This is a genomic window from Aminobacter sp. 01T433 (genome assembly GCF_056398585.1).
Genome location: NZ_JBFTPR010000002.1, coordinates 131,939 through 149,148 on the forward strand (window position 1 = coordinate 131,939; position 17,210 = coordinate 149,148).

The 17,210-nt window shown below is 61.2% G+C and carries 17 protein-coding genes and 1 pseudogene; 9 read left to right on the top strand and 9 right to left on the bottom strand.

Going from position 1 to position 17,210, the window contains the following annotated elements:
- Nucleotides 1-16: 16 nt before the first annotated feature.
- Together AC1DLV_RS03565 and kynU are read right to left on the bottom strand one after the other, a co-directional pair.
- On the bottom strand, nucleotides 17-1,051 hold the full coding sequence (locus AC1DLV_RS03565) for an amino acid ABC transporter substrate-binding protein (RefSeq protein WP_476798198.1): 1,035 nt from the start codon (nucleotides 1,049-1,051) through the stop codon (nucleotides 17-19).
- Between the two features lie 140 nt (nucleotides 1,052-1,191).
- Nucleotides 1,192-2,457, bottom strand: a complete 1,266-nt coding sequence (kynU, locus tag AC1DLV_RS03570; RefSeq protein ID WP_476798199.1) for a kynureninase — start codon at nucleotides 2,455-2,457, stop codon at nucleotides 1,192-1,194.
- A 152-nt stretch (nucleotides 2,458-2,609) separates the two neighbouring features.
- Between kynU and AC1DLV_RS03575 the strand changes: the two genes are divergently transcribed.
- The 6 genes from AC1DLV_RS03575 to AC1DLV_RS03600 all read left to right on the top strand — a co-directional run bounded on the left by AC1DLV_RS03575 (nucleotide 2,610) and on the right by AC1DLV_RS03600 (nucleotide 8,806).
- Nucleotides 2,610-3,362 carry a GntR family transcriptional regulator gene (locus tag AC1DLV_RS03575; RefSeq protein WP_476798200.1) on the top strand — a complete coding sequence of 251 codons (753 nt, stop codon included), beginning with the start codon at nucleotides 2,610-2,612 and terminating at the stop codon, nucleotides 3,360-3,362.
- A gap of 56 nt (nucleotides 3,363-3,418) precedes the next feature.
- Nucleotides 3,419-5,095: an amidohydrolase gene (locus tag AC1DLV_RS03580; protein ID WP_476798201.1), complete on the top strand. Its 1,677-nt coding sequence runs from the start codon at nucleotides 3,419-3,421 to the stop codon at nucleotides 5,093-5,095.
- A 31-nt stretch (nucleotides 5,096-5,126) separates the two neighbouring features.
- Nucleotides 5,127-6,002, top strand: a complete 876-nt coding sequence (locus AC1DLV_RS03585; protein WP_476798202.1) for an alpha/beta hydrolase — start codon at nucleotides 5,127-5,129, stop codon at nucleotides 6,000-6,002.
- A 421-nt stretch (nucleotides 6,003-6,423) separates the two neighbouring features.
- Nucleotides 6,424-7,446 carry a tonB-system energizer ExbB gene (gene exbB, locus AC1DLV_RS03590; protein ID WP_476836119.1) on the top strand — a complete coding sequence of 341 codons (1,023 nt, stop codon included), beginning with the start codon at nucleotides 6,424-6,426 and terminating at the stop codon, nucleotides 7,444-7,446.
- An 11-nt stretch (nucleotides 7,447-7,457) separates the two neighbouring features.
- Nucleotides 7,458-7,916 (top strand): TonB system transport protein ExbD, encoded by a 459-nt coding sequence (gene exbD, locus AC1DLV_RS03595; protein WP_476798204.1) that lies wholly within the window; start codon nucleotides 7,458-7,460, stop codon nucleotides 7,914-7,916.
- Nucleotides 7,913-8,806: a TonB family protein gene (locus AC1DLV_RS03600; RefSeq protein WP_476798205.1), complete on the top strand. Its 894-nt coding sequence runs from the start codon at nucleotides 7,913-7,915 to the stop codon at nucleotides 8,804-8,806. The genes exbD and AC1DLV_RS03600 overlap by 4 nt, the downstream gene beginning before the upstream one ends.
- 75 nt (nucleotides 8,807-8,881) lie before the next feature.
- Here the strand turns inward: AC1DLV_RS03600 and AC1DLV_RS03605 are convergent.
- Nucleotides 8,882-9,567: pseudogene (locus tag AC1DLV_RS03605) on the bottom strand (IS6 family transposase).
- On the opposite strand from AC1DLV_RS03605, the gene AC1DLV_RS03610 reads away from it, so the two are divergent.
- Nucleotides 9,499-9,645, top strand: coding sequence for a hypothetical protein (locus AC1DLV_RS03610; RefSeq protein WP_476836125.1), 147 nt, complete (start codon nucleotides 9,499-9,501; stop codon nucleotides 9,643-9,645). The pseudogene AC1DLV_RS03605 and the gene AC1DLV_RS03610 overlap by 69 nt on opposite strands.
- A 156-nt stretch (nucleotides 9,646-9,801) precedes the next feature.
- Here the strand turns inward: AC1DLV_RS03610 and AC1DLV_RS03615 are convergent, their stop codons facing one another.
- From AC1DLV_RS03615 to AC1DLV_RS03630, 4 genes are all read right to left on the bottom strand, one after another.
- Complete coding sequence (locus AC1DLV_RS03615) at nucleotides 9,802-10,527, bottom strand: GntR family transcriptional regulator (RefSeq protein WP_476798206.1); 726 nt, start codon at nucleotides 10,525-10,527, stop codon at nucleotides 9,802-9,804.
- A 27-nt stretch (nucleotides 10,528-10,554) separates the two neighbouring features.
- A complete protein-coding gene (locus tag AC1DLV_RS03620) occupies nucleotides 10,555-11,409 on the bottom strand; it encodes an ABC transporter permease (protein ID WP_476798207.1) in 855 nt (284 codons plus the stop codon).
- The gene (locus AC1DLV_RS03625) at nucleotides 11,409-12,149 is read right to left on the bottom strand and encodes an ABC transporter ATP-binding protein (protein ID WP_476798208.1); all 741 of its coding nucleotides are present in this window, start codon (nucleotides 12,147-12,149) and stop codon (nucleotides 11,409-11,411) included. Before AC1DLV_RS03625 ends, AC1DLV_RS03620 begins: the two co-directional genes overlap by 1 nt.
- Nucleotides 12,150-12,217: 68 nt before the next feature.
- Nucleotides 12,218-13,195, bottom strand: coding sequence for an ABC transporter substrate-binding protein (locus AC1DLV_RS03630; RefSeq protein ID WP_476789249.1), 978 nt, complete (start codon nucleotides 13,193-13,195; stop codon nucleotides 12,218-12,220).
- A gap of 425 nt (nucleotides 13,196-13,620) precedes the next feature.
- Here AC1DLV_RS03630 and AC1DLV_RS03635 point away from each other — a divergent pair, with 425 nt between their 5' ends.
- Together AC1DLV_RS03635 and AC1DLV_RS03640 are read left to right on the top strand one after the other, a co-directional pair.
- Nucleotides 13,621-14,313: a fumarylacetoacetate hydrolase family protein gene (locus tag AC1DLV_RS03635; RefSeq protein ID WP_476798209.1), complete on the top strand. Its 693-nt coding sequence runs from the start codon at nucleotides 13,621-13,623 to the stop codon at nucleotides 14,311-14,313.
- Nucleotides 14,314-14,337: 24 nt separating this feature from the next.
- Complete coding sequence (locus tag AC1DLV_RS03640) at nucleotides 14,338-14,991, top strand: 4-carboxy-4-hydroxy-2-oxoadipate aldolase/oxaloacetate decarboxylase (protein ID WP_476798210.1); 654 nt, start codon at nucleotides 14,338-14,340, stop codon at nucleotides 14,989-14,991.
- 66 nt (nucleotides 14,992-15,057) lie between these two features.
- Here the strand turns inward: AC1DLV_RS03640 and AC1DLV_RS03645 are convergent, their stop codons facing one another.
- Together AC1DLV_RS03645 and AC1DLV_RS03650 are read right to left on the bottom strand one after the other, a co-directional pair.
- Nucleotides 15,058-16,089, bottom strand: coding sequence for a carbon-nitrogen hydrolase family protein (locus AC1DLV_RS03645; RefSeq protein WP_476798211.1), 1,032 nt, complete (start codon nucleotides 16,087-16,089; stop codon nucleotides 15,058-15,060).
- A 47-nt stretch (nucleotides 16,090-16,136) separates the two neighbouring features.
- Entirely contained in the window at nucleotides 16,137-17,048 is a 912-nt protein-coding gene (locus tag AC1DLV_RS03650; RefSeq protein ID WP_476798212.1) for a fumarylacetoacetate hydrolase family protein, read from the bottom strand.
- Between the last annotated feature and the right edge of the window lie 162 nt (nucleotides 17,049-17,210).

Consider the following 17,210-nt stretch of genomic DNA (forward strand, 5'->3'; position numbering starts at 1 on the left):
TGCGCCCGTCATCGTCTCATCGCACGGGAAGGGCGTACATCTGACCGCCTTGCGACCACAGCGCGTTGGCATTGCGCTCCATGCGCAGCGGCGTCTTCGGGCCGACATTACGTTCGAAGATCTCGCCGTAGTTGCCACCACGCTTGATGGCGCGATAAGCCCAGCCGGCGTCGAGGCCAAGCTTTTCGCCCATGTCACCGGAAGTGCCGAGCAGCCGCTGGATGGCCGGATCCTGGCTGTCCTTCATGCTGTCGATATTGGCCTGCGTAATGCCCTTTTCCTCTGCCTCGATCAGCGCCATCAGAGTCCACTTGGCGACCGTGTACCACTCGAGATCGTTGCGGCCAACGACCGGACCGAGCGGCTCCTTGGAGATCATCTCGGGCAGAATCTGCCATTCGTCTGGGTTCGGCGCGTCGGAAGCGCGGACCGACGACAGGTACGACATATCGGCGGAGAAGGCCTGGCAGCGGCCGGAGAAGAAGGCGGCGCGCGCCTCGTTCTGCGATTCGAACACGACCGGAGTGAACTTCTTGCCGTTGGCGCGGAAGTAGTCTGCGAGATTGAGTTCACTTGTGGTGCCAGTGGCGGTGCAGATGCTTGCGCCGTCGAGATCGAGCGCGCTCTTGAGATCGAGCGATTTGGGCACGAGGAAGCCCTGGCCGTCATAGAAATAGACCCCGGCATAGAGCAGACCAAGCGAAGCGTCGCGGGTCAGCGTCCAGGTAGCAACGGTGGTCAACAAATCGATTTCGCCGGACTGCAGGGCGGTGAAGCGCTGCTGGGGGCTGAGCGGAACGAACTTCTCCTTGGCGGCGTCGCCAAGTACTGCCGCCGAAACGGCACGGCAGAAGTCGGTGGTCAGGCCGGTCCACTGGCCCGAGCTGTCGGCAATCGAGAACCCGCCTATGCCGGTGGATACGCCGCAGATGACTTCGCCGCGCTGGCGGACGGCGTCAATGGTCACCCCCGCCTGCGCAGGCGCGGTGATGCCGGCGGTGGCGGCCATCAGCATGGCGCTGGCCAAGCCGTTCTTGAGCATATTGTACATTGGATTTCCCCTCCCTTGATACTCCGCGTCACCCTTGGCCATGGCAGCCAAGGGTTGCGGAAGTTGCCGCCGCCCTCTGGAACGGCGCGATCCGGTTCCACCGGTATGGATCGGCGCGCCCAGTGGGACGCGCCGATGTGTCAGGTAACGGCGCGGCGCGTGGCAAAACGCTCGTCGCGCCAGCTTCCAGATGTCATCACATCGATGAAGGCCTCAGCCGCACGGTAGACGTCTGCGAAGCTGAGGTAGGCCGGCGCAAAGCCGAAGCGCATCATGTCGGGAGCTCGGAAGTCACCAACGATGTTGCGCGCGATCAGGGCCTGGATCACCGAGTATCCATTCTCGAAGGCAATCGAAACCTGGCTGCCGCGAAGCGAGTGGTCGCTGGGGGTCACCACCGTTGCCTTGTGGGCGCGGCAGGTCTCATCAACGAGTTCGATGAACAGATCGCTCATAGCCAGGCTCTTGGCGCGGATGTCGGCCATATCGACGTCTTCGATGGCGGCAAGGCCGGCATTGATGGCGCGCAATGACAAGATCGGCTGGGTGCCGCACAAAAGGCGACGCGCGCCATTGTCCGGGCGGTATCCGACCTCGAATGCGAAGGGTGCGGCGTGGCCCCACCACCCTGTAAGCGGCTGGCGCAAGGTCGCATGATGGCGTGTGGCGGAATAGATGAAAGCGGGCGAGCCCGGGCCGCAGTTGAGGTATTTATAGGTGCAGCCGACGGCGAGGTCGGCGCCGGAATTGTCGAGCTCGACCGGAATCACGCCGGCGCTGTGGCACAGGTCCCAGACGGCAATAGCGCCGGCCTCGTGAATGAGGCGAGTGAGGGTCGCCATATCGCGCAGTTCGCCGGTCTTGTAGTCGACATGGTTGATGAGAACGACGGCAGTACGCGCGTCGATCAAGTCCTCGATCCTGTCGGCGTCGACGCCTTCGAGCAGTAATTTGATGTCCGGACGGCCGGCAACGACGCCCTCGGCGACATAGAGGTCGGTCGGGAAGCTTCCGGCCTCGGCGACGATCGTGGTCCGGCCAGGGCGCAGTGAAAGGCCTGCATGCAGGGCTTTGTAGACGTTGACCGAAACCGAGTCGCAGGCGACGGTCTGGCCAGCGCCTGCGCCGATCAGCGCGCCGATGCGATCGCCCAGGCTGTCGACGAGCGAAAACCAGCCCGCATCGTTCCAGCTGCGGATCAGGCCATCGGCCCACTCCTTGCGCACCGCGGTTTCGATGTCGTCAAACGCGGCGATGGGAGCGGGGCCGAGAGAATTGCCGGCCAGGTAGACCATGCCTTGAGGAAGATGGAAGCGCTTCTGCAGGTGACGCAACGGGTCCGCCGCGTCGCGCTGCTCGATCTCAAGCGGCACACTGGCCACGTTCATGGATACTGCCTGGTTCATCGCGCCTCTGCTGTCGTAACTGTGGGCGCCGCCGTTGCGCCTCCCCTTGGTTTCGATCATTCTGACTCGTATCGAAGATGTCAATAGATATATATAATTCGACTTCCCAACGTATGTTATATATAACACACTGGATTATATGAGGGGCACGTATGAACGGATCCGAGGTCGCCACCAAGGCAGAGTTTGCGTATCGCACCCTGCGTCAGGAAATCCTGGAAACCCGGCTGCTACCGGGCGCGCCCCTCAAGCTCGGCGCCATGCGCGACGCCTATGGCATTGGCTGGACGCCGCTGCGCGAGGCGCTATCGCGGCTGGAGGCCGAACATCTCGTCATTTCTAGCGCCAACAAGGGCTACACCGTCGCGCCGGTGTCGCTGGAGGAGCTGAGCGACCTGACCAACGCCAGGCGCCTTGTCGAACTGCCTATGCTGGCCGACTCCATCGCCAATGGCGGCGAGGAATGGGAGACAGCCCTTGTGGCCGCCCATTTCCGCCTGTCGCGCTGCAAGCCGCCGGTGGAAAACCCCGAGGAACATGTCATCACCGACTGGAAGGAGCGGCACGAGGCGTTTCACCTGGCGCTGCTTTCGGCAAGCAAGTCGCCGTGGCTGATGCGTTTCTACATGCAGATCAAGGACCAGTTGCGCCGTCACCATCGCATTCTGGCGATCACGCCTGGCCTTGCGGCATCAAAGGGACCGGAATGGCGCGAAAGCACAACCTACCATGCGTTGCGCGCCGCCTTGGCGCTCGAGCCGCATACCGAGCTGATGAACGCAGCGCTCGATCATGACGTCGACCGCGCAGTCGCATTATTGGACGCCCACATCGAACTGACCAAGCTGGTGTTTGTGGCGGTCGATATCACGACAAACCCGACCTTGGCACCTGAGCAGCTTTAGGGTCGCCACTTTCCCTTGCTTGCGACGTCAGACACCAGCAGATTTCGAGGACTTCCATGGCCACCGCGTTTTCCAATTGCAGCCCGACGCTCGTGCTGCTCAACGGCAAGGTTGTCGCTAACGACGGCATCCATGAAGCTGTGGCGATCATCGGCCAGCGCATTGCCGCCTTGGGCACTTCGGCTGCCATAGCAGCTCTGGCAACCGCCGACACCGAGGTCGTCGATCTGGCTGGCCGCACCGTGGTGGCCGGACTTGTCGACGGCCATGCCCATATGGATCGCGAAGGCCTGAAGAGCACACTCCCATCGCTATCGGGTTGCCATTCGATTGAAGACATCGTCGAAAAGATCGCAGCGATTGCCGCCACCAAAATGCCGGGCGAGTGGATCGTGACGATGCCGATCGGCGAGCCGCCCAGCTATGAGGACGTGCTGTCGGGCATCGCGGAAAACCGCTTTCCCGACCGTTGGGATCTCGACCGCGCCGCGCCAAACAATCCGGTCTATGTCCGCTCGATCTGGGGTTACTGGCGCTCAACGCTGCCGCTGGTCTCGATTGCCAACAGCGCAGCACTCAGGCTGGCCGGCATCAACGCGGCGACGGTTGCACCGACCGAATCCATAGAAATCTGTCGTGATGAGGCGACAGGCGAGCCAAACGGCATTTTCATCGAAACCAACAAGATGCCGGTGGTCGAGCTATCGCTGATGCGGCAGGCGCCGCATTTCACCCCGGCCGAGCGCGTGTCGGCCCTGGCTGCCTCGATGCGGGCATATAACCGCGCCGGCACGACCAGCGTGTTCGAGGGGCACGGCGTCGCTTCGGAAGTGCTCGATGCTTACCGCCAGGTTCGATCTTCGGGCCAGCAGACGGTTCGCGCGTCCATGATCTTCAGCCCTGCGTGGGGTTCAACCTCACCCGACGATTGCCGTGCGCTGCTTAAATCCTGGGGCCATTGGCTGGCCGGCCGCGGGCTCGGCGATCAGTGGCTGGGAATGTCAGGCCTCTATGGCGAGATCGACAACTCGGTGGAGCGCGAATTGCGCAGCGCTGCCTTTCCGCAGACGGGATGGGCTGGCTTCCACTACAACTCATCACTGCCACGCGATGCGCTCAAGACAGTGCTTGTCGAGGCTGCCCGCAACGGTATCCGCGCCGTCGGCATCCTACCCAATATGCTCGACCTGTTTGCCGAGGTCGATGAAATCGTGCCGATCTCCGATCAGCGCTGGGTGCTTGGGCACATCGTTAGCCTGACGCCGGACCAAGTGAAGCAAGTTGCCGATCTCGGCCTCGCCGTCACCACTCATTTGAGCGCCTATCTCTACAAACGCGGCAGCGAGCTGGTCGAAAAACTGGGCAAGGACCGAGCCAGCGAGATCGTGCCATTGCGTTCGTTGCGCGAAGCCGGCGTGCCGATCTCGTTTGGCAGCGACAATGTCCCTCTCAGCCTGTTTCATTCGATCGCCCATGCCGTCAACCGTCGCGACCGGACTGGGGCGCTGATCGCGCCCGACCAGGCGCTGACGCGCGAGGAAGCGCTCGAATGCGCCTCGATAGGTGGTGCCACACTGACTTATGAGGAAGAGGAGAAGGGCAGTATCGCCGCGGGAAAACTGGCGGATCTGGCCGTGCTTTCCGCCGATCCCCTGACCTGCGCCTCAGACGAGCTGGCTCTGATCGACGCAGAGCTCACCATTGTTGACGGTCGCGTCGTTTATCGGCGGTGAACCTGCCCTTTTCCGATACTGAAAGCCAACCATGAGCCCAACGACCGCTGCCCCGGTATTCCTCGACTACGACCAGGCTAGGCTTGACCTCAACTACAACCAGAGTGCCTGGGCGCCCAATGCTGGCGAGATTATCGCCTGGTATCGAAGTGCTTCAATTGCCGCGCATCAAAAGCTGGCCCCCCTTAACCTTTCCTATGGCGACGGGCCGCTCGAACGGATCGACCTGTTTTCGGTGCGTGAGGCGAATGCGCCGCTGGTTGTCTATGTCCATGGTGGCGCCTGGCGCGCGCTCAGCCGCATGGACAGCGCGTTTGCTGCCGAAGCCTTCGTTGCTGCCGGGGTCAATTTTGCGGCGCTCGATTTCGCCAGCATTCCTGACGCAAGACTGCCCGACATGGTGGGACAGGTGCAGCGTGGGATCGGCTGGCTATCGCGCCATGGAAGTGCGTTGGGCTGCGACGTCGGTCGATTGGTTGTTGCCGGTCATTCGTCTGGAGCACATCTTGTCGCGGCTGCACTCAGTGTCGCGACCGACAGCCAGATCGCGCCTGGCACCGTCAGCGGGGCCGTCTGTGCGAGCGGTGCCTATGATCTCGAGGCTCCTATGCTGAGCGCGCGCGGAGCCTATCTGCAATTGAGTTCCACCGAGGTCGATACCTTCAGTCCGATACGGCATCTTGAACGTATCGGCTGTCCGATGATCGTTGCCTATGGCGACGGCGAAACCGATGAGTACTGCCGGCACGCGAAGTCCCTGCACGCCGGGCTGATGGAAGCAGGCAAGACAAGCCAGCTTATTGTTGCCAAGGGCCAGAACCACTTCGAGTTCAGCCGGACGCTGGCCGATCAGGACGGCATTCTTTTTCGTGCCACGTTAGATCTGGCTTTCAACGGAATTGGCTGACGTCGCTGGCAGTCAAACATCGGAAAGGGATAAGTAAGAGCCGTCGCTCGCGCTGCGACCTCACTTTAGCCGCTGTGCCCATACGTTGAGCTACGTCGCCGCTTGCCTGCCGTGCGGAGCGACGAGCGGTAGAGTCCAATGTGCATCATGCAACGAAGCCTGCTCGGTCGAGAAGCCAAGTGGAAAAATGTAGTGGCATGCCCGCTTCTGATTTCTTGATTATCATACTCAAGAATGTTAGAGCCCGGCTCACTTGGCGGTGTCCGGTGACGCGACCGCCTGCAACGACCTCGAAACCACCTTGGTTTGCGATCGGGAGACGTGGGATATGCGGGACAGCTGGGCTATCGAGACCTCCGGGCGTGCTTTTCGGTCGAAGGCTCTGCGCCGGTACGCCGGTGCTTTCGGCGTATCACTGTCCATGGCCCTGCATGCAAGTGCTGCCCTGGCGCAACAGGCTGCACCGGCAAATGCCCCAACCTCTGTAACGGTGCCTGGCCAGAATATTGACAGCGCGCCAGCGACGGGCCTCGCTGGTGAGGCGGTGCAGCCACCAGCTCAGGCTGAGCCCTCCGGCGCGGCTGCCTCGCCCATCAACATCCCCATGACGCCGACCGCCCCCCTTGGCGATGCCAACCCGGCCGGCGTGGCCGTTGGCGCACCAGCAGACACCAACATCCCCAAAAGCGTTTTACCGCACGACCTGTCGCCATGGGGCATGTTCATGGCGGCCGACTGGGTGGTCAAGGGCGTGATGATCGGCCTTGCCTTCGCCTCGCTGATGACCTGGACGGTGTGGCTTGCCAAGTCGCTCGAGATCGCCGCCAGCAAAGCGCGGCTGAAAAAGGCACTGCGCGGCATCCTCCATGCCCGGAGGCTTGAGGATGCAGCTCAGGCCCTTGGAGAGCGTGCAGGCATCGGCAGCGTGCTGGTTCGCGCCGCCGTTGAAGAGATAGAAATGTCGGGCCATGAGCTCGGCCATGGCGACGCCTCAGGCATAAAGGAGCGAGTCGATTCGCGCCTGATGCGCATCCAAGCGCAGGCAGGCCGCCGCCTCAGCCGCGGCACCGGCGTGCTCGCCACCATCGGCTCGACGGCGCCGTTCGTCGGCCTGTTCGGCACCGTCTGGGGCATCATGAACTCGTTCATAGGCATCTCGGAGTCCCAGACCACCAATCTGGCGGTTGTCGCACCTGGTATCGCCGAGGCGCTTTTGGCAACCGCTGTCGGCCTGATCGCCGCCATCCCCGCCGTTGTCATCTACAACGTCTTTGCCCGTTCGATCACAGGCTATCGCCAGGGACTGGCCGACGCAGCAGCAGGCGTGCAGCGGCTCGTCAGCCGCGATCTCGACCGACACCCGCCGCAGCGTTCCGAACGTTCGCACCCGGCCAACGAGCCGGTGCGGGCCAACGGCCGGCTTGCTCCTGCTGTAGCTGTCTAGGAGACGGAGAGATGGCTGGCGGCATCAGACAATCGCCTGACGAGGACGACCTCCAGGAAAACCACGAAATCAATGTAACGCCGTTCATCGACGTCATGCTGGTGCTGCTGATCATCTTCATGGTTGCAGCGCCGCTGGCGACAGTCGACGTCAATGTCGACCTGCCGGCATCGACGGCGACCCCTTCACCACGGCCGCAAGAGCCGCTGTACGTGACCTTGAAAGACGACCTCAGCCTCGCCATCGGCCAGGAGACCGTGGTCCGGCCCTCGTTCCAGCAGGAGCTCGACCTGCGCGCCAAAGGCGACAAGCAAAGCCGTATCTTCCTGCGTGCCGATCGAGGCGTCGACTATGGCGAGCTGATGGAGGTGATGAACCTGATGCGCGGTGCCGGCTATCTCAAGATAGCCCTGGTCGGCCTCGAAGCGGTGCCGACGGCACCCGTGTCACCCACGGGCCAGCCACAATGAACATGGCACCGCACGATGACTTCAGTTTCGGGAATGTCAGCCGTCGTGAAGCCGTTCTCTGGTCAGCGGCAGCGGCGGTCATCGTTTCCGTTCATATGGCCGGTGCCTGGTACCTGCATCAGCAACCTGCCATGACGATGGACGAGCCGCAGGGTCAGACGGCAGTGATGATCGACCTTGCACCGATGGCGCTCGCGCCGGAGGCGGTGCCGCAAGAGACATCGGATCTTGTCGACTCCCAGGCCGCAGAAAGCGTCGAGCCGACGGAAACCATCACGCCCGATCCGGTCGAGCCGGAGCCGACGCCGGTCGAGGAAGTCGCCCAGGAAACTCCCGAGCCGGTGGAAGAAATCGCGGAGAGCGAGCCCGTCGAAGAGGTCGTGCCAGATCTCGTCGAAGCGCCGCTTCCTGAAGTGGCCATGGCCATTCCCGAGCCGCGCCCGGAGGTCGAAAAGCCCAAGCCCATCGCCAAGCCGGTGCGCGAGAAAAAGAAGGCTGAGAAGGAGCCGGTCAAGCAGCCCAAGGTCGAGAAGAAACAACCGGCTAACAGTCCCGCGGCCCAGAAATCGGCGCAGGACAGTGAAACCACCCGTGCACCGGCGGCTGGCCAAGGCAGCGGCAAATCGATGTCTTCCGCCCAATGGAAGGCAAAGGTCTTGAGTCGGATCGCCAGGCAAAAACGCGACGCGACTGGCAACGGATCAGTCCAGATCAGTTTCACGTTCACTGCCGCCGGCGAAATCCTCTCAGCTTCAGTTGCCTCTTCTTCTGGTAATCCGAAATTGGATCAAATCGCTCTTAAGATGGTGCGCCGGGCTTCGCCGATACCAGCGCCTCCACCATCTACGCCCCTGTACCTGGTATCCCCTATTACCTTCAAAACCCGCTGACACGCGTCGACTGCCTTGCTATCGTGGGCGCCGAGCCTCCCTGCCCCGCTCAGCACCCCTGTAATCGCAAGCGTCTCAATGACTGGGGGTGTTTTCGGTCAGAATTAGCCCTTTGCTAGACCCACTTCGGGCGGCGATTGCCTCGAACTGTTCGTTGAGAGTCGGCGCCGGATTGAAAGCAAGGCGCGCCCTGACGTTTGCGCATCATGTGAACCATCTCGAAGCCGGACAACGTGGCATTCGCCGATGAGAACGCCTTGAACCCCAGCATCGATCGTACCCGCCGCTTGACCCCGCGATGGTCCTGTTCGATGCGATTATTGAGGTATTGCTCCGGCGAATGCGGATCGCCTTCAACGGTCGCTGCGATTTGTCCTTCAGGCGGTTTTCGGCATCGCAGGGCACGATCGCCCCATGATTGGTCTGGCAACCTTCGATGACGATGCGATCAGGCCTGCCGTGGCACTCCAGCGCTTTGCGCAGGAAGCACTTGGCGGCTGGAAGATCACGACTTTCGCTGAATCGGAACTCGACCGTCCAGGCTGTCGATGGTGCAGTGGAGATACCTCCATTGACCGCTGACCTTGATGTAGGTCTCATCGACATGCCAGCGGCCAGTGACAGCACGTTTGCGCCGATTGAACCGTTCAATCAGCAACGGCGAAAAGCTTGCGACCCGCGATGGATCAGGAATGATCGACGCTGATGCCGCGCTCGACCATCATCTCTTCCGGATCGCGCAGGCTGAAGTTGTCAGCCAAGTACCAGCGTACGCACAACAGGACCACCGAGCGATCGAAATGGAGACCTTTGAATATGGCGGGTTCCTCAAATGGTGAGGCGCCTTCGATGCCTGATGTGCGTTACCGAAACGTTTGCGACAGCCCCCCGAAACGCACTCTACAGCCGCGACTTACTCGCTGCCGTCCCCGCGTCTTATTCGACCTATGGAACAACAGTCGTGATCGCCATCGGGCGATAGCCTTTGCGGGATGCTACGTCGCTGCATCGATTTCAAGCTGCTCTTCCAGAAGCTGCAAGGTCTTCAGATACTGGTTGACCAGATGCTCTTTTGCCAGCTCGGCATTGCCGTCGATCGTCGCCTCCATGATGAGGCGATGCTCTTCGTTGGAATCGCGGCGCGGAGTGGTCGCGATGACCATGGATATGTACCTGTAGCGCTCGGCGTGATCCATCATCTCGTTGCAGAAATTGATCAGCAACGAGGACCCGCAGGCCGCGATGAGCGCGTTGTGAAAAGCACGATGCTTGATTTCCCATTCCGAATTATCGCCGCCTTCTTCGGGCAGCCGGACCTTCGTACGCGACAGGCGGTGATAGGTAAGGATGACATTGTCTTCCCAAGCCTGGGTGCGATTAGCGATGGATTCCTCCAGCGCTTTCGCTTCAAGCCAGCAGCGCGTCTTGACCAATTCGCGGAGACGTTCGAGCGACAGCTGAGGCACCGAAAAGCCGCGCTGGTCGTGGCGATCGACCAGGCGCTCGGATGAGAGCCGGTTGAGTGCCTCGCGCACGGGATTCGTGCCTGCCGAATAGCGCGAAGCGACCTGATCGATCTGCAGCTTCTGGCCGGGCTTGAGCTCACCCTTGAGGATGTCCTGGCGAAGATGCTGGTACACGAAGGTCGCCGTCGTCACCTTTTCGGTACGGCCACCCTCTCCAGCCTTCTGCTCGGCAAGAGCCTGATCAACCAGCGTCATGCGTTGCCCTATCTGTCACCCAAAGGCTCACTTGCTTACGCCTCCGCTCACACTGGACTTGTGCCAGAAAACCAGCTTGCGCTCCAGCCACACGACCGACCAAAACAGGGTCAACCCCAGAAGACTGAGGAAAATGATCAATGAAAACACCCTTGGGGTGTTGAGCTGTGAGGAGGCAACGCGAATGAGTTCACCAAAGCCTTTGCCGCCGCCAAGAAACTCCCCGGTGATGGCACCCGCCATGACCCCGACCGCTGCAATCTTCAGCCCGGTGAAAATCTGCGGCAGGCCAAGCGGCAGTTTCATCTTGAACAGCGTCTGAAATCGGCTGGCGCCCATGGTCTTGAACAGCATGCGCGCATTGTCATCGGCCACGTAGAGGCCGGCGGCCGTTCCCACTACGATCGGGAAGGTGGCAATAAAGGCGGCCAGCGCCACTTTCGAAGCGATGCCAAATCCCAGCCAGGCAAGAAACAGCGGCGCGAAGGCGACTTTTGGCATCGTGTCGATGGCAACGAGATAGGGCAGAACGGCGCGCTCGCCGAAAGCCGTTTCGCCCACCAGCACGCCAAGCAAGAAGCCGATGCTGATGGCAATGGCAAAGCCGAGGATTACCTCCTTGATGGTAATCCACATGGCCACCAGCATATAGCCGCCGGAGAGCAGGTTTTTAGCGACGAAGACTATGTCGGCGCCGGTCTCCCATGGCCCCGGCAAGATGATCGGCGAGACCACGCCCAACACATGGATCAGCTGCCACAAAGCGATGAAGCCGAACAGTAACCCGGTCATGGCAATGGAGCGGGGAATCCGGTCCATGAAGGAGACATGTTCAGTCCAGATCGTGTCTGGACGTTGGTCCTTATTGTCAATTGCGACCATTATAGGAAAGCTCCCTTGTCGAGCCTTGCGCGGATGCGACGCACATACTCGCCAAACTTCGGGTCTGTCATCATGTCGAGCGTCCGTGGCCGTGGCAGGTCGATCGTGACCGCTTCGACGAAGTTGCCCGGCCGCGGCGACATGACATAGACCGTATCGGACAGGATCACCGCTTCTGGAATGGAGTGCGTGACCAAAAACGCGGTGGCGTTGCGTTCCATGCAGATGCGCTGCAACTCCATGTTCATGAAGTCGCGGGACAACTCGTCGAGTGCGCTGAACGGCTCATCGAGCAGAAGCACGGCGGGCCTGGTGATCAGCATCCTGCAGATCGCCGCGCGCTGGGCCATACCGCCAGACAATTCGTTCGGGCGCACGGCATCGAAGCCCTTCAACCCGACAAGATCAAGCAATGCCCTCGCCTCGTCGTGTATGGCCCTTGCCGCCTTCTTGCCGTCTCGAATCTCGATTGGCAGGACGATGTTTTCGAGTGTCGTACGCCACGGAAACAGCGTGGCCTGCTGGAACATCATGCCGATATCCCGGCGCGTGCCGGTGACCGGCGTGCCCTCCAGATAGACACTGCCCTCAGTCGGCGGCAGGACACCCGCCATAATCTTGAGAAGCGTGGACTTGCCACAGCCGGAGGGCCCGATGACCGAGGAGAAGCTCCCCTCGGTCAATGTCAGGTCGACCCGGTCGAGCGCGTGAATGGAGCGGCGCGCGTAGCTTTTCGCCACGCCGCGGAGCTCGTATACGGGCCGGCCTGGCAGGCCGGCCCCGTCGAATTCGGATCGCTGAAGTGCGTTCATTCGTTCCAGGCTTTCACGAAATCATTCGTGTAGGCCGCGTTCAGGTCGTCAAGCGGCTTGGCCAGAGCACCCGTCGCCACCTGGCTTTCATGCCACATCTTCCAATGCTCCGGCGGCTGGTAGCCATAGCCGTTGGACAGGTCGAGCGGCGTGACGCGATCCTGGATCGCAGTCAGGAGTGCTGCAGCGAACTTTGCGTCCTCGCCTTCCTGGGGATTTCCGGCTGCCGCATGGGCGAGCACGGCATCCTTGTTGGCCGGATCCAGGCCGAACTTCGTTCCCTTGACCAGCGCCTTGCCGAAGCCTTCGATGACTTTCGGGTTTGCCTCGAGGTAGCTACGCGTGACCGCCCACCCGTTGCCGAAGAAGGCCAGGAATTCTTCCGGGGTGATTTCGCGCAACGGGATACCGCGTGCACCGATGATCGCCGCGTCACTGACGGCGGCAGCATAGGAATCGACCTCGTTGTTCAGGAACGCCGCGGCAGCCGTGCCGCCATCGCCAACGGCGAGAAATTTGTAATCGGTGCCTTCGGCCAGCCCGGCCTTGGAAAGGATAGCACGGCTGAAACCCACTTCCGCACCGTCGGCCGTGCCGACGCCGACCGTTGTGCCCTTGAGGTCCGTCGGCGTCTTGATCGTCGCATCTTCCTTGACCACGAGGCCAAAGATGGATTTCGGGAACTGATTGTAGATGAAGACCACGTCCTCGCCGCGCGCGCGGGCGCCGAGCAGCGGTCCGGGGCCTGGATTGCCGATCTGCGCCTGGCCTGCCGCCATGGACTGAAGCACGGAAGCCGAACCGTTCACCGCCTCCACGGTGACGTCCAGGCCCTGTTCCTTGAAGTAACCTTCTCCGATCGCGACATGCAGGGGGAAGTTGTTGATCGCCGAGGGATTGGGCACGACAATCGTGACCTTGGTCTCTTGAGCATATGCACTTCCAGCTGTGCCTGCGACCGAGGCCAAAGCCATTGTCAGCACCAATTTTACTGTTCGGTGTAGATCCGTACCCATTCTCATATTCTATTCCTCCCGTGGCTGGCTGCGCGGAATTGTTCCGTCGACTAGCAACCTCAAACAATCTACATTTTTCACATTATCTGTCAAAAACATATTTTAAGGATGCAATCTGGACAATCGAATTTACCGTCCTGGCCCTGCTCAACACCAGCAGGACAGCAAAAATGTCGAATATTCATTGCTGAACCAGCAAATTTGGGTGCCACCGACACCCAAAGCCACAGCGAAGGCGATGCGTCCGCCTCGACGCCAGTCTATCTGAATGCTTGGCACCAATGCACAAAATTCATCCACTTCGAAAATCATACATTCTTGATGCAATCCGCGAAGTTATGTGGTTAGCTCCGACGGTATTGTTCAAGCAGGGAGGAGCCGGTATGGCCAATGGGTTCGTAGTCGAGGCGCCGCAGCAGGTAACGCTGCCGGTCGCAGGTAAGGCGGAGCGGTTTCCGGTTCGCCGCATTTATTGCGTCGGGCGCAACTATGTTGCCCATGTGCGCGAGATGGGTGGCAACGAGGATCGTGATCCACCGATCTTCTTCCAAAAGCCCACGGACGCGATTGTCCAGGATGGCGCGACTATCCCCTACGCGACCATGACCAAGGACTTCCACCACGAGATGGAACTGACCGTGGTGCTGAAGTCGGGCGGCTACAACATTCCCGAATCCGAAGCGCTCGATCATGTCTACGGCTATTGTGTTGGGCTCGACATGACGCGCCGCGACATCCAGGGCAGCGGCAAGCCTTGGGAGATCGCCAAGTCGTTCGACCAGTCCTGCCCGTGCGGTCCGATCACGCCGGTCGAGAAGGTCGGCCACATTTCGTCAGGCAGCATCAAGCTCACCGTCAACGGCGAGGCAAAACAGGACTCCGACGTCAACCTGCTGATCTGGAAGGTGCCGGAGATCATCGCCAACCTCTCGACCTATTTCGAGCTCCATGCCGGCGACATCATCCTGACCGGCACGCCTCATGGCGTTGGACCTGTCGGACCCGGCGACGAACTGGTTGGCACCATCGCCGGACTGGAACCGCTTACCATACGTATCGGCACGGCTGCCGCGTAAGACAAACCGATCGGGGGCGTGGCCATGGATGCTGATTTCGAGCGACCCGATCCGACGCTGCTGGAGCAACTCGCCGCGTTCTCCGCGGCGACGATCCACGAGGCGAACGGGCAGCGCGGAGCAGTATCGAGCGCCCTAAAATCGCTTGACCCGGCAATGCGCGTCTGCGGCTCCGCCCTGACGGTGCATTGCCCGGCCGGCGACAACCTGATGATCCACGCCGCGATCGCCGTGGCGCAGCCCGGCGACGTTCTCGTCATCGATCATCAGGGCTCGGTGGACGATGGCCCCTTCGGCGACCTGCTTGCTCAAGCCTGCCTTGCCAAGGGCATTCTCGGCCTGATCATCGACGGCTGCGTTCGCGACGCTGCAACCCTCAAGCAGATGAATTTTCCGGTCTTTGCGCGCGGCCTGTGCATCAAAGGCACGACCAAGGCCAGACCGGGCTCCATCGGCCGCCCAATCAGCCTTGCGGGGGAACCCGTCGAACCGGGAGACGCAATCCTTGGCGACGAAGACGGCGTGGTGGTGGTGCGACGGCAAGACATCACCAGCGTCATCACGGCATCACGCGAACGCGAGGCCAAGGAGGCCGTCATGCGCGAGGCCATCCGAGGCGGCGCCTCTACGGTCGACCTCCTCAATCTGAAAAGCCGTCTATCGGCTGTCTCGGCCTAAGCCGGGCGCGATCTGCCTACCTGAACACGTCATGCTCCGCCCGAGATAGACGATGGGCAAAGCCTCTCAAATTTCGGCGATTGCGGTTTCGGACGGCTCGGTCGTTTCGCTGTCACGACGCCAGTGTTCAGGTGCTTCGCCGGCCCAGGAAACGCGCGACAATGGCTTGCGATTGACGCGCAGGTCGAAGACATCGAAGCGGTTGTAGTGCCCGGTGATGTCGTGCATCTGCTTGGGCTGGACGCAGCGGTTGAGGTCGATCTCGGCATAGACGATGCCGTCTTCGTCGACCAGCGGGTTGCCGACCACGCGCCCGTCAGGGCCGACAACGCCTGAAAAAGCACTGTTCCTGCGCTCCAGAAGGGAGCGAGCCTCGGGATGATCGACACAGACGGTATCGATCATCTCTTTTGTGATGGTCGAGCACGACACCACGGTAAACACCTTGCCCTCAAAGCAATGGGCTGCCGCGCGCAGGCGGATGGCCTCGGCCATGTCGTAGTCGGCGGGGGCGACGGGCAGTGAGATGTAGCTCGCCACATGCACCATTTCGCCCTGGGCCAGCAGGGCAAAACGGGCGAGTGTGTTCGTGTTTTCGCCACAGGCGAGCACGCCCAGACGGCCGATATCGGTGTCATGAACGACTAGGCTCGAACCGTCGCCACCGGCCCAGGTGAGCTTTTCGGCCCAGGTCGGAACCAGCTTGCGGTGACGGCCGAGCAGACGGCCGTCGGCACCGATCGTGACGATGGTGTTGTAGATCGTGCCATGGCTGCTGCGGGGCCGTTCATTGACGCCGATGACGACATTGATACCGCTTTCGCGAGCTGTTTGAGCAACAGCGCGAATTTCCGGCCCAGGCACTTCGACGGCACTTTCATGCAGTTTCTGGAACCAGGTGCTGCCCTGGATCGGGTTCATGATCCAGTTCCAGTAGGGATAGCCGGCGATGAACGCTTCAGGGAAGGCGACGAGCTTCGCCCCGTTGGCGGCCGCCTCGCGGATGAGCGAACATGCTTTTTCGGTGGTGGCCGCCGCATCCAGAAAAACAGGTGCCGTCTGCACGGCGGCGGCAACGAACATTGGAAGCTTGGCCATCGACAATGTCCTCATGTCCGGGGCGAGGCGGCGCCCTGCTTGCGCGGTTAGACGGCGACGACCGGGCAGCGCAGGCTACCGATGCCATCGACGCCAGCTTCAACGACGTCGCCCGGCCACAGCCATTCGCGTGGCGTACGGCCCGCCCCAACGCCATCAGGCGTGCCGGTGGCAATGATGTCGCCAGGCTCCAAGGCAATGCCCTGGCTGATGTCGGAGATCAGATACGGCACCTTGAACAGCATGTGGCGGGTGTTAGATTTCTGCTTGGTGACGCCGTTTACGGTGAGCCACAGGTTGAGGCCATGCGGATCGGCAACCTCGTCGGCGGTGACGATGCAGGGTCCGAACGGAGCGTAGGTATCCTGCCCCTTGGAGACGATCCACTGGCCGGCGCGACGGCAATCGCGGGCAGATACGTCGATCATGACGCTGTAGCCGAAGACATGGGCCAGCGCGTCGTCTTCCGACACGCGCTTGGCGCGCTGGCCGATGACGACAGCCAATTCGACTTCCCAGTCGAGCTGCTGAGTGATCTTGGCGTTGTGCTCGATGGCGTCGCCGGGCCCGCAAACCGTGGTCGGGGGCTTGGAGAAGATGACCGGCTGGTTTGGCAGGTCTGCCGCGTTTTCTAGCATGTGCGCCGATTCCGCGATGTGCTCGACATAGTTCAGGCCAATGCCGAAGATGTTCTTGCGGGGGCGCGGGATCGGGGCCAGCAGCTTGACGTTGGCGGCGTAGAACGCCGTGCCGACCGGCCAGTCGTCAGTTGATTCATCAATGATCTTGCGCGCCGTGTCGAGCGCGGCAGGACCGAGGTCGATAAACTCCAGCATGTCGCTGGGCAATTCCAGATCGTAGAAAGCCGCGAGCGCCTGCAAGTCGACGACCAGATCGTTGACGAGCGCACCCAGGCGCGCTGCGGCAGTCACGCTGCTGCGATAAGTAACCAGACGCATGTTCTTGCACCTCTGTTGGTTGGCGACGAGATGCCGGCCGTCGTTCACGGCCCTCTCTGTCTCGGTTTTCGTTCGCTCGCACCTTAATTCGCCATCGCGTCGCGTCAACATATTTTATAAAATCTTGAATATTGCACAAAATTCATGAGGCGGATAAATTGT

Bases quoted from the DNA above. Each gene is read 5' to 3' on its own strand.
- AC1DLV_RS03565 (WP_476798198.1), bottom strand. From the start codon at position 1,051: ATGTACAATATGCTCAAGAACGGCTTGGCCAGCGCCATGCTGATGGCC.
- kynU (WP_476798199.1), bottom strand. From the start codon at position 2,457: ATGAACCAGGCAGTATCCATGAACGTGGCCAGTGTGCCGCTTGAGATC.
- AC1DLV_RS03575 (WP_476798200.1), top strand. From the start codon at position 2,610: ATGAACGGATCCGAGGTCGCCACCAAGGCAGAGTTTGCGTATCGCACC.
- AC1DLV_RS03580 (WP_476798201.1), top strand. From the start codon at position 3,419: ATGGCCACCGCGTTTTCCAATTGCAGCCCGACGCTCGTGCTGCTCAAC.
- AC1DLV_RS03585 (WP_476798202.1), top strand. From the start codon at position 5,127: ATGAGCCCAACGACCGCTGCCCCGGTATTCCTCGACTACGACCAGGCT.
- exbB (WP_476836119.1), top strand. From the start codon at position 6,424: ATGGCCCTGCATGCAAGTGCTGCCCTGGCGCAACAGGCTGCACCGGCA.
- exbD (WP_476798204.1), top strand. From the start codon at position 7,458: ATGGCTGGCGGCATCAGACAATCGCCTGACGAGGACGACCTCCAGGAA.
- AC1DLV_RS03600 (WP_476798205.1), top strand. From the start codon at position 7,913: ATGAACATGGCACCGCACGATGACTTCAGTTTCGGGAATGTCAGCCGT.
- AC1DLV_RS03610 (WP_476836125.1), top strand. From the start codon at position 9,499: ATGATCGACGCTGATGCCGCGCTCGACCATCATCTCTTCCGGATCGCG.
- AC1DLV_RS03615 (WP_476798206.1), bottom strand. From the start codon at position 10,527: ATGACGCTGGTTGATCAGGCTCTTGCCGAGCAGAAGGCTGGAGAGGGT.
- AC1DLV_RS03620 (WP_476798207.1), bottom strand. From the start codon at position 11,409: ATGGTCGCAATTGACAATAAGGACCAACGTCCAGACACGATCTGGACT.
- AC1DLV_RS03630 (WP_476789249.1), bottom strand. From the start codon at position 13,195: ATGGCTTTGGCCTCGGTCGCAGGCACAGCTGGAAGTGCATATGCTCAA.
- AC1DLV_RS03635 (WP_476798209.1), top strand. From the start codon at position 13,621: ATGGCCAATGGGTTCGTAGTCGAGGCGCCGCAGCAGGTAACGCTGCCG.
- AC1DLV_RS03640 (WP_476798210.1), top strand. From the start codon at position 14,338: ATGGATGCTGATTTCGAGCGACCCGATCCGACGCTGCTGGAGCAACTC.
- AC1DLV_RS03645 (WP_476798211.1), bottom strand. From the start codon at position 16,089: ATGGCCAAGCTTCCAATGTTCGTTGCCGCCGCCGTGCAGACGGCACCT.
- AC1DLV_RS03650 (WP_476798212.1), bottom strand. From the start codon at position 17,048: ATGCGTCTGGTTACTTATCGCAGCAGCGTGACTGCCGCAGCGCGCCTG.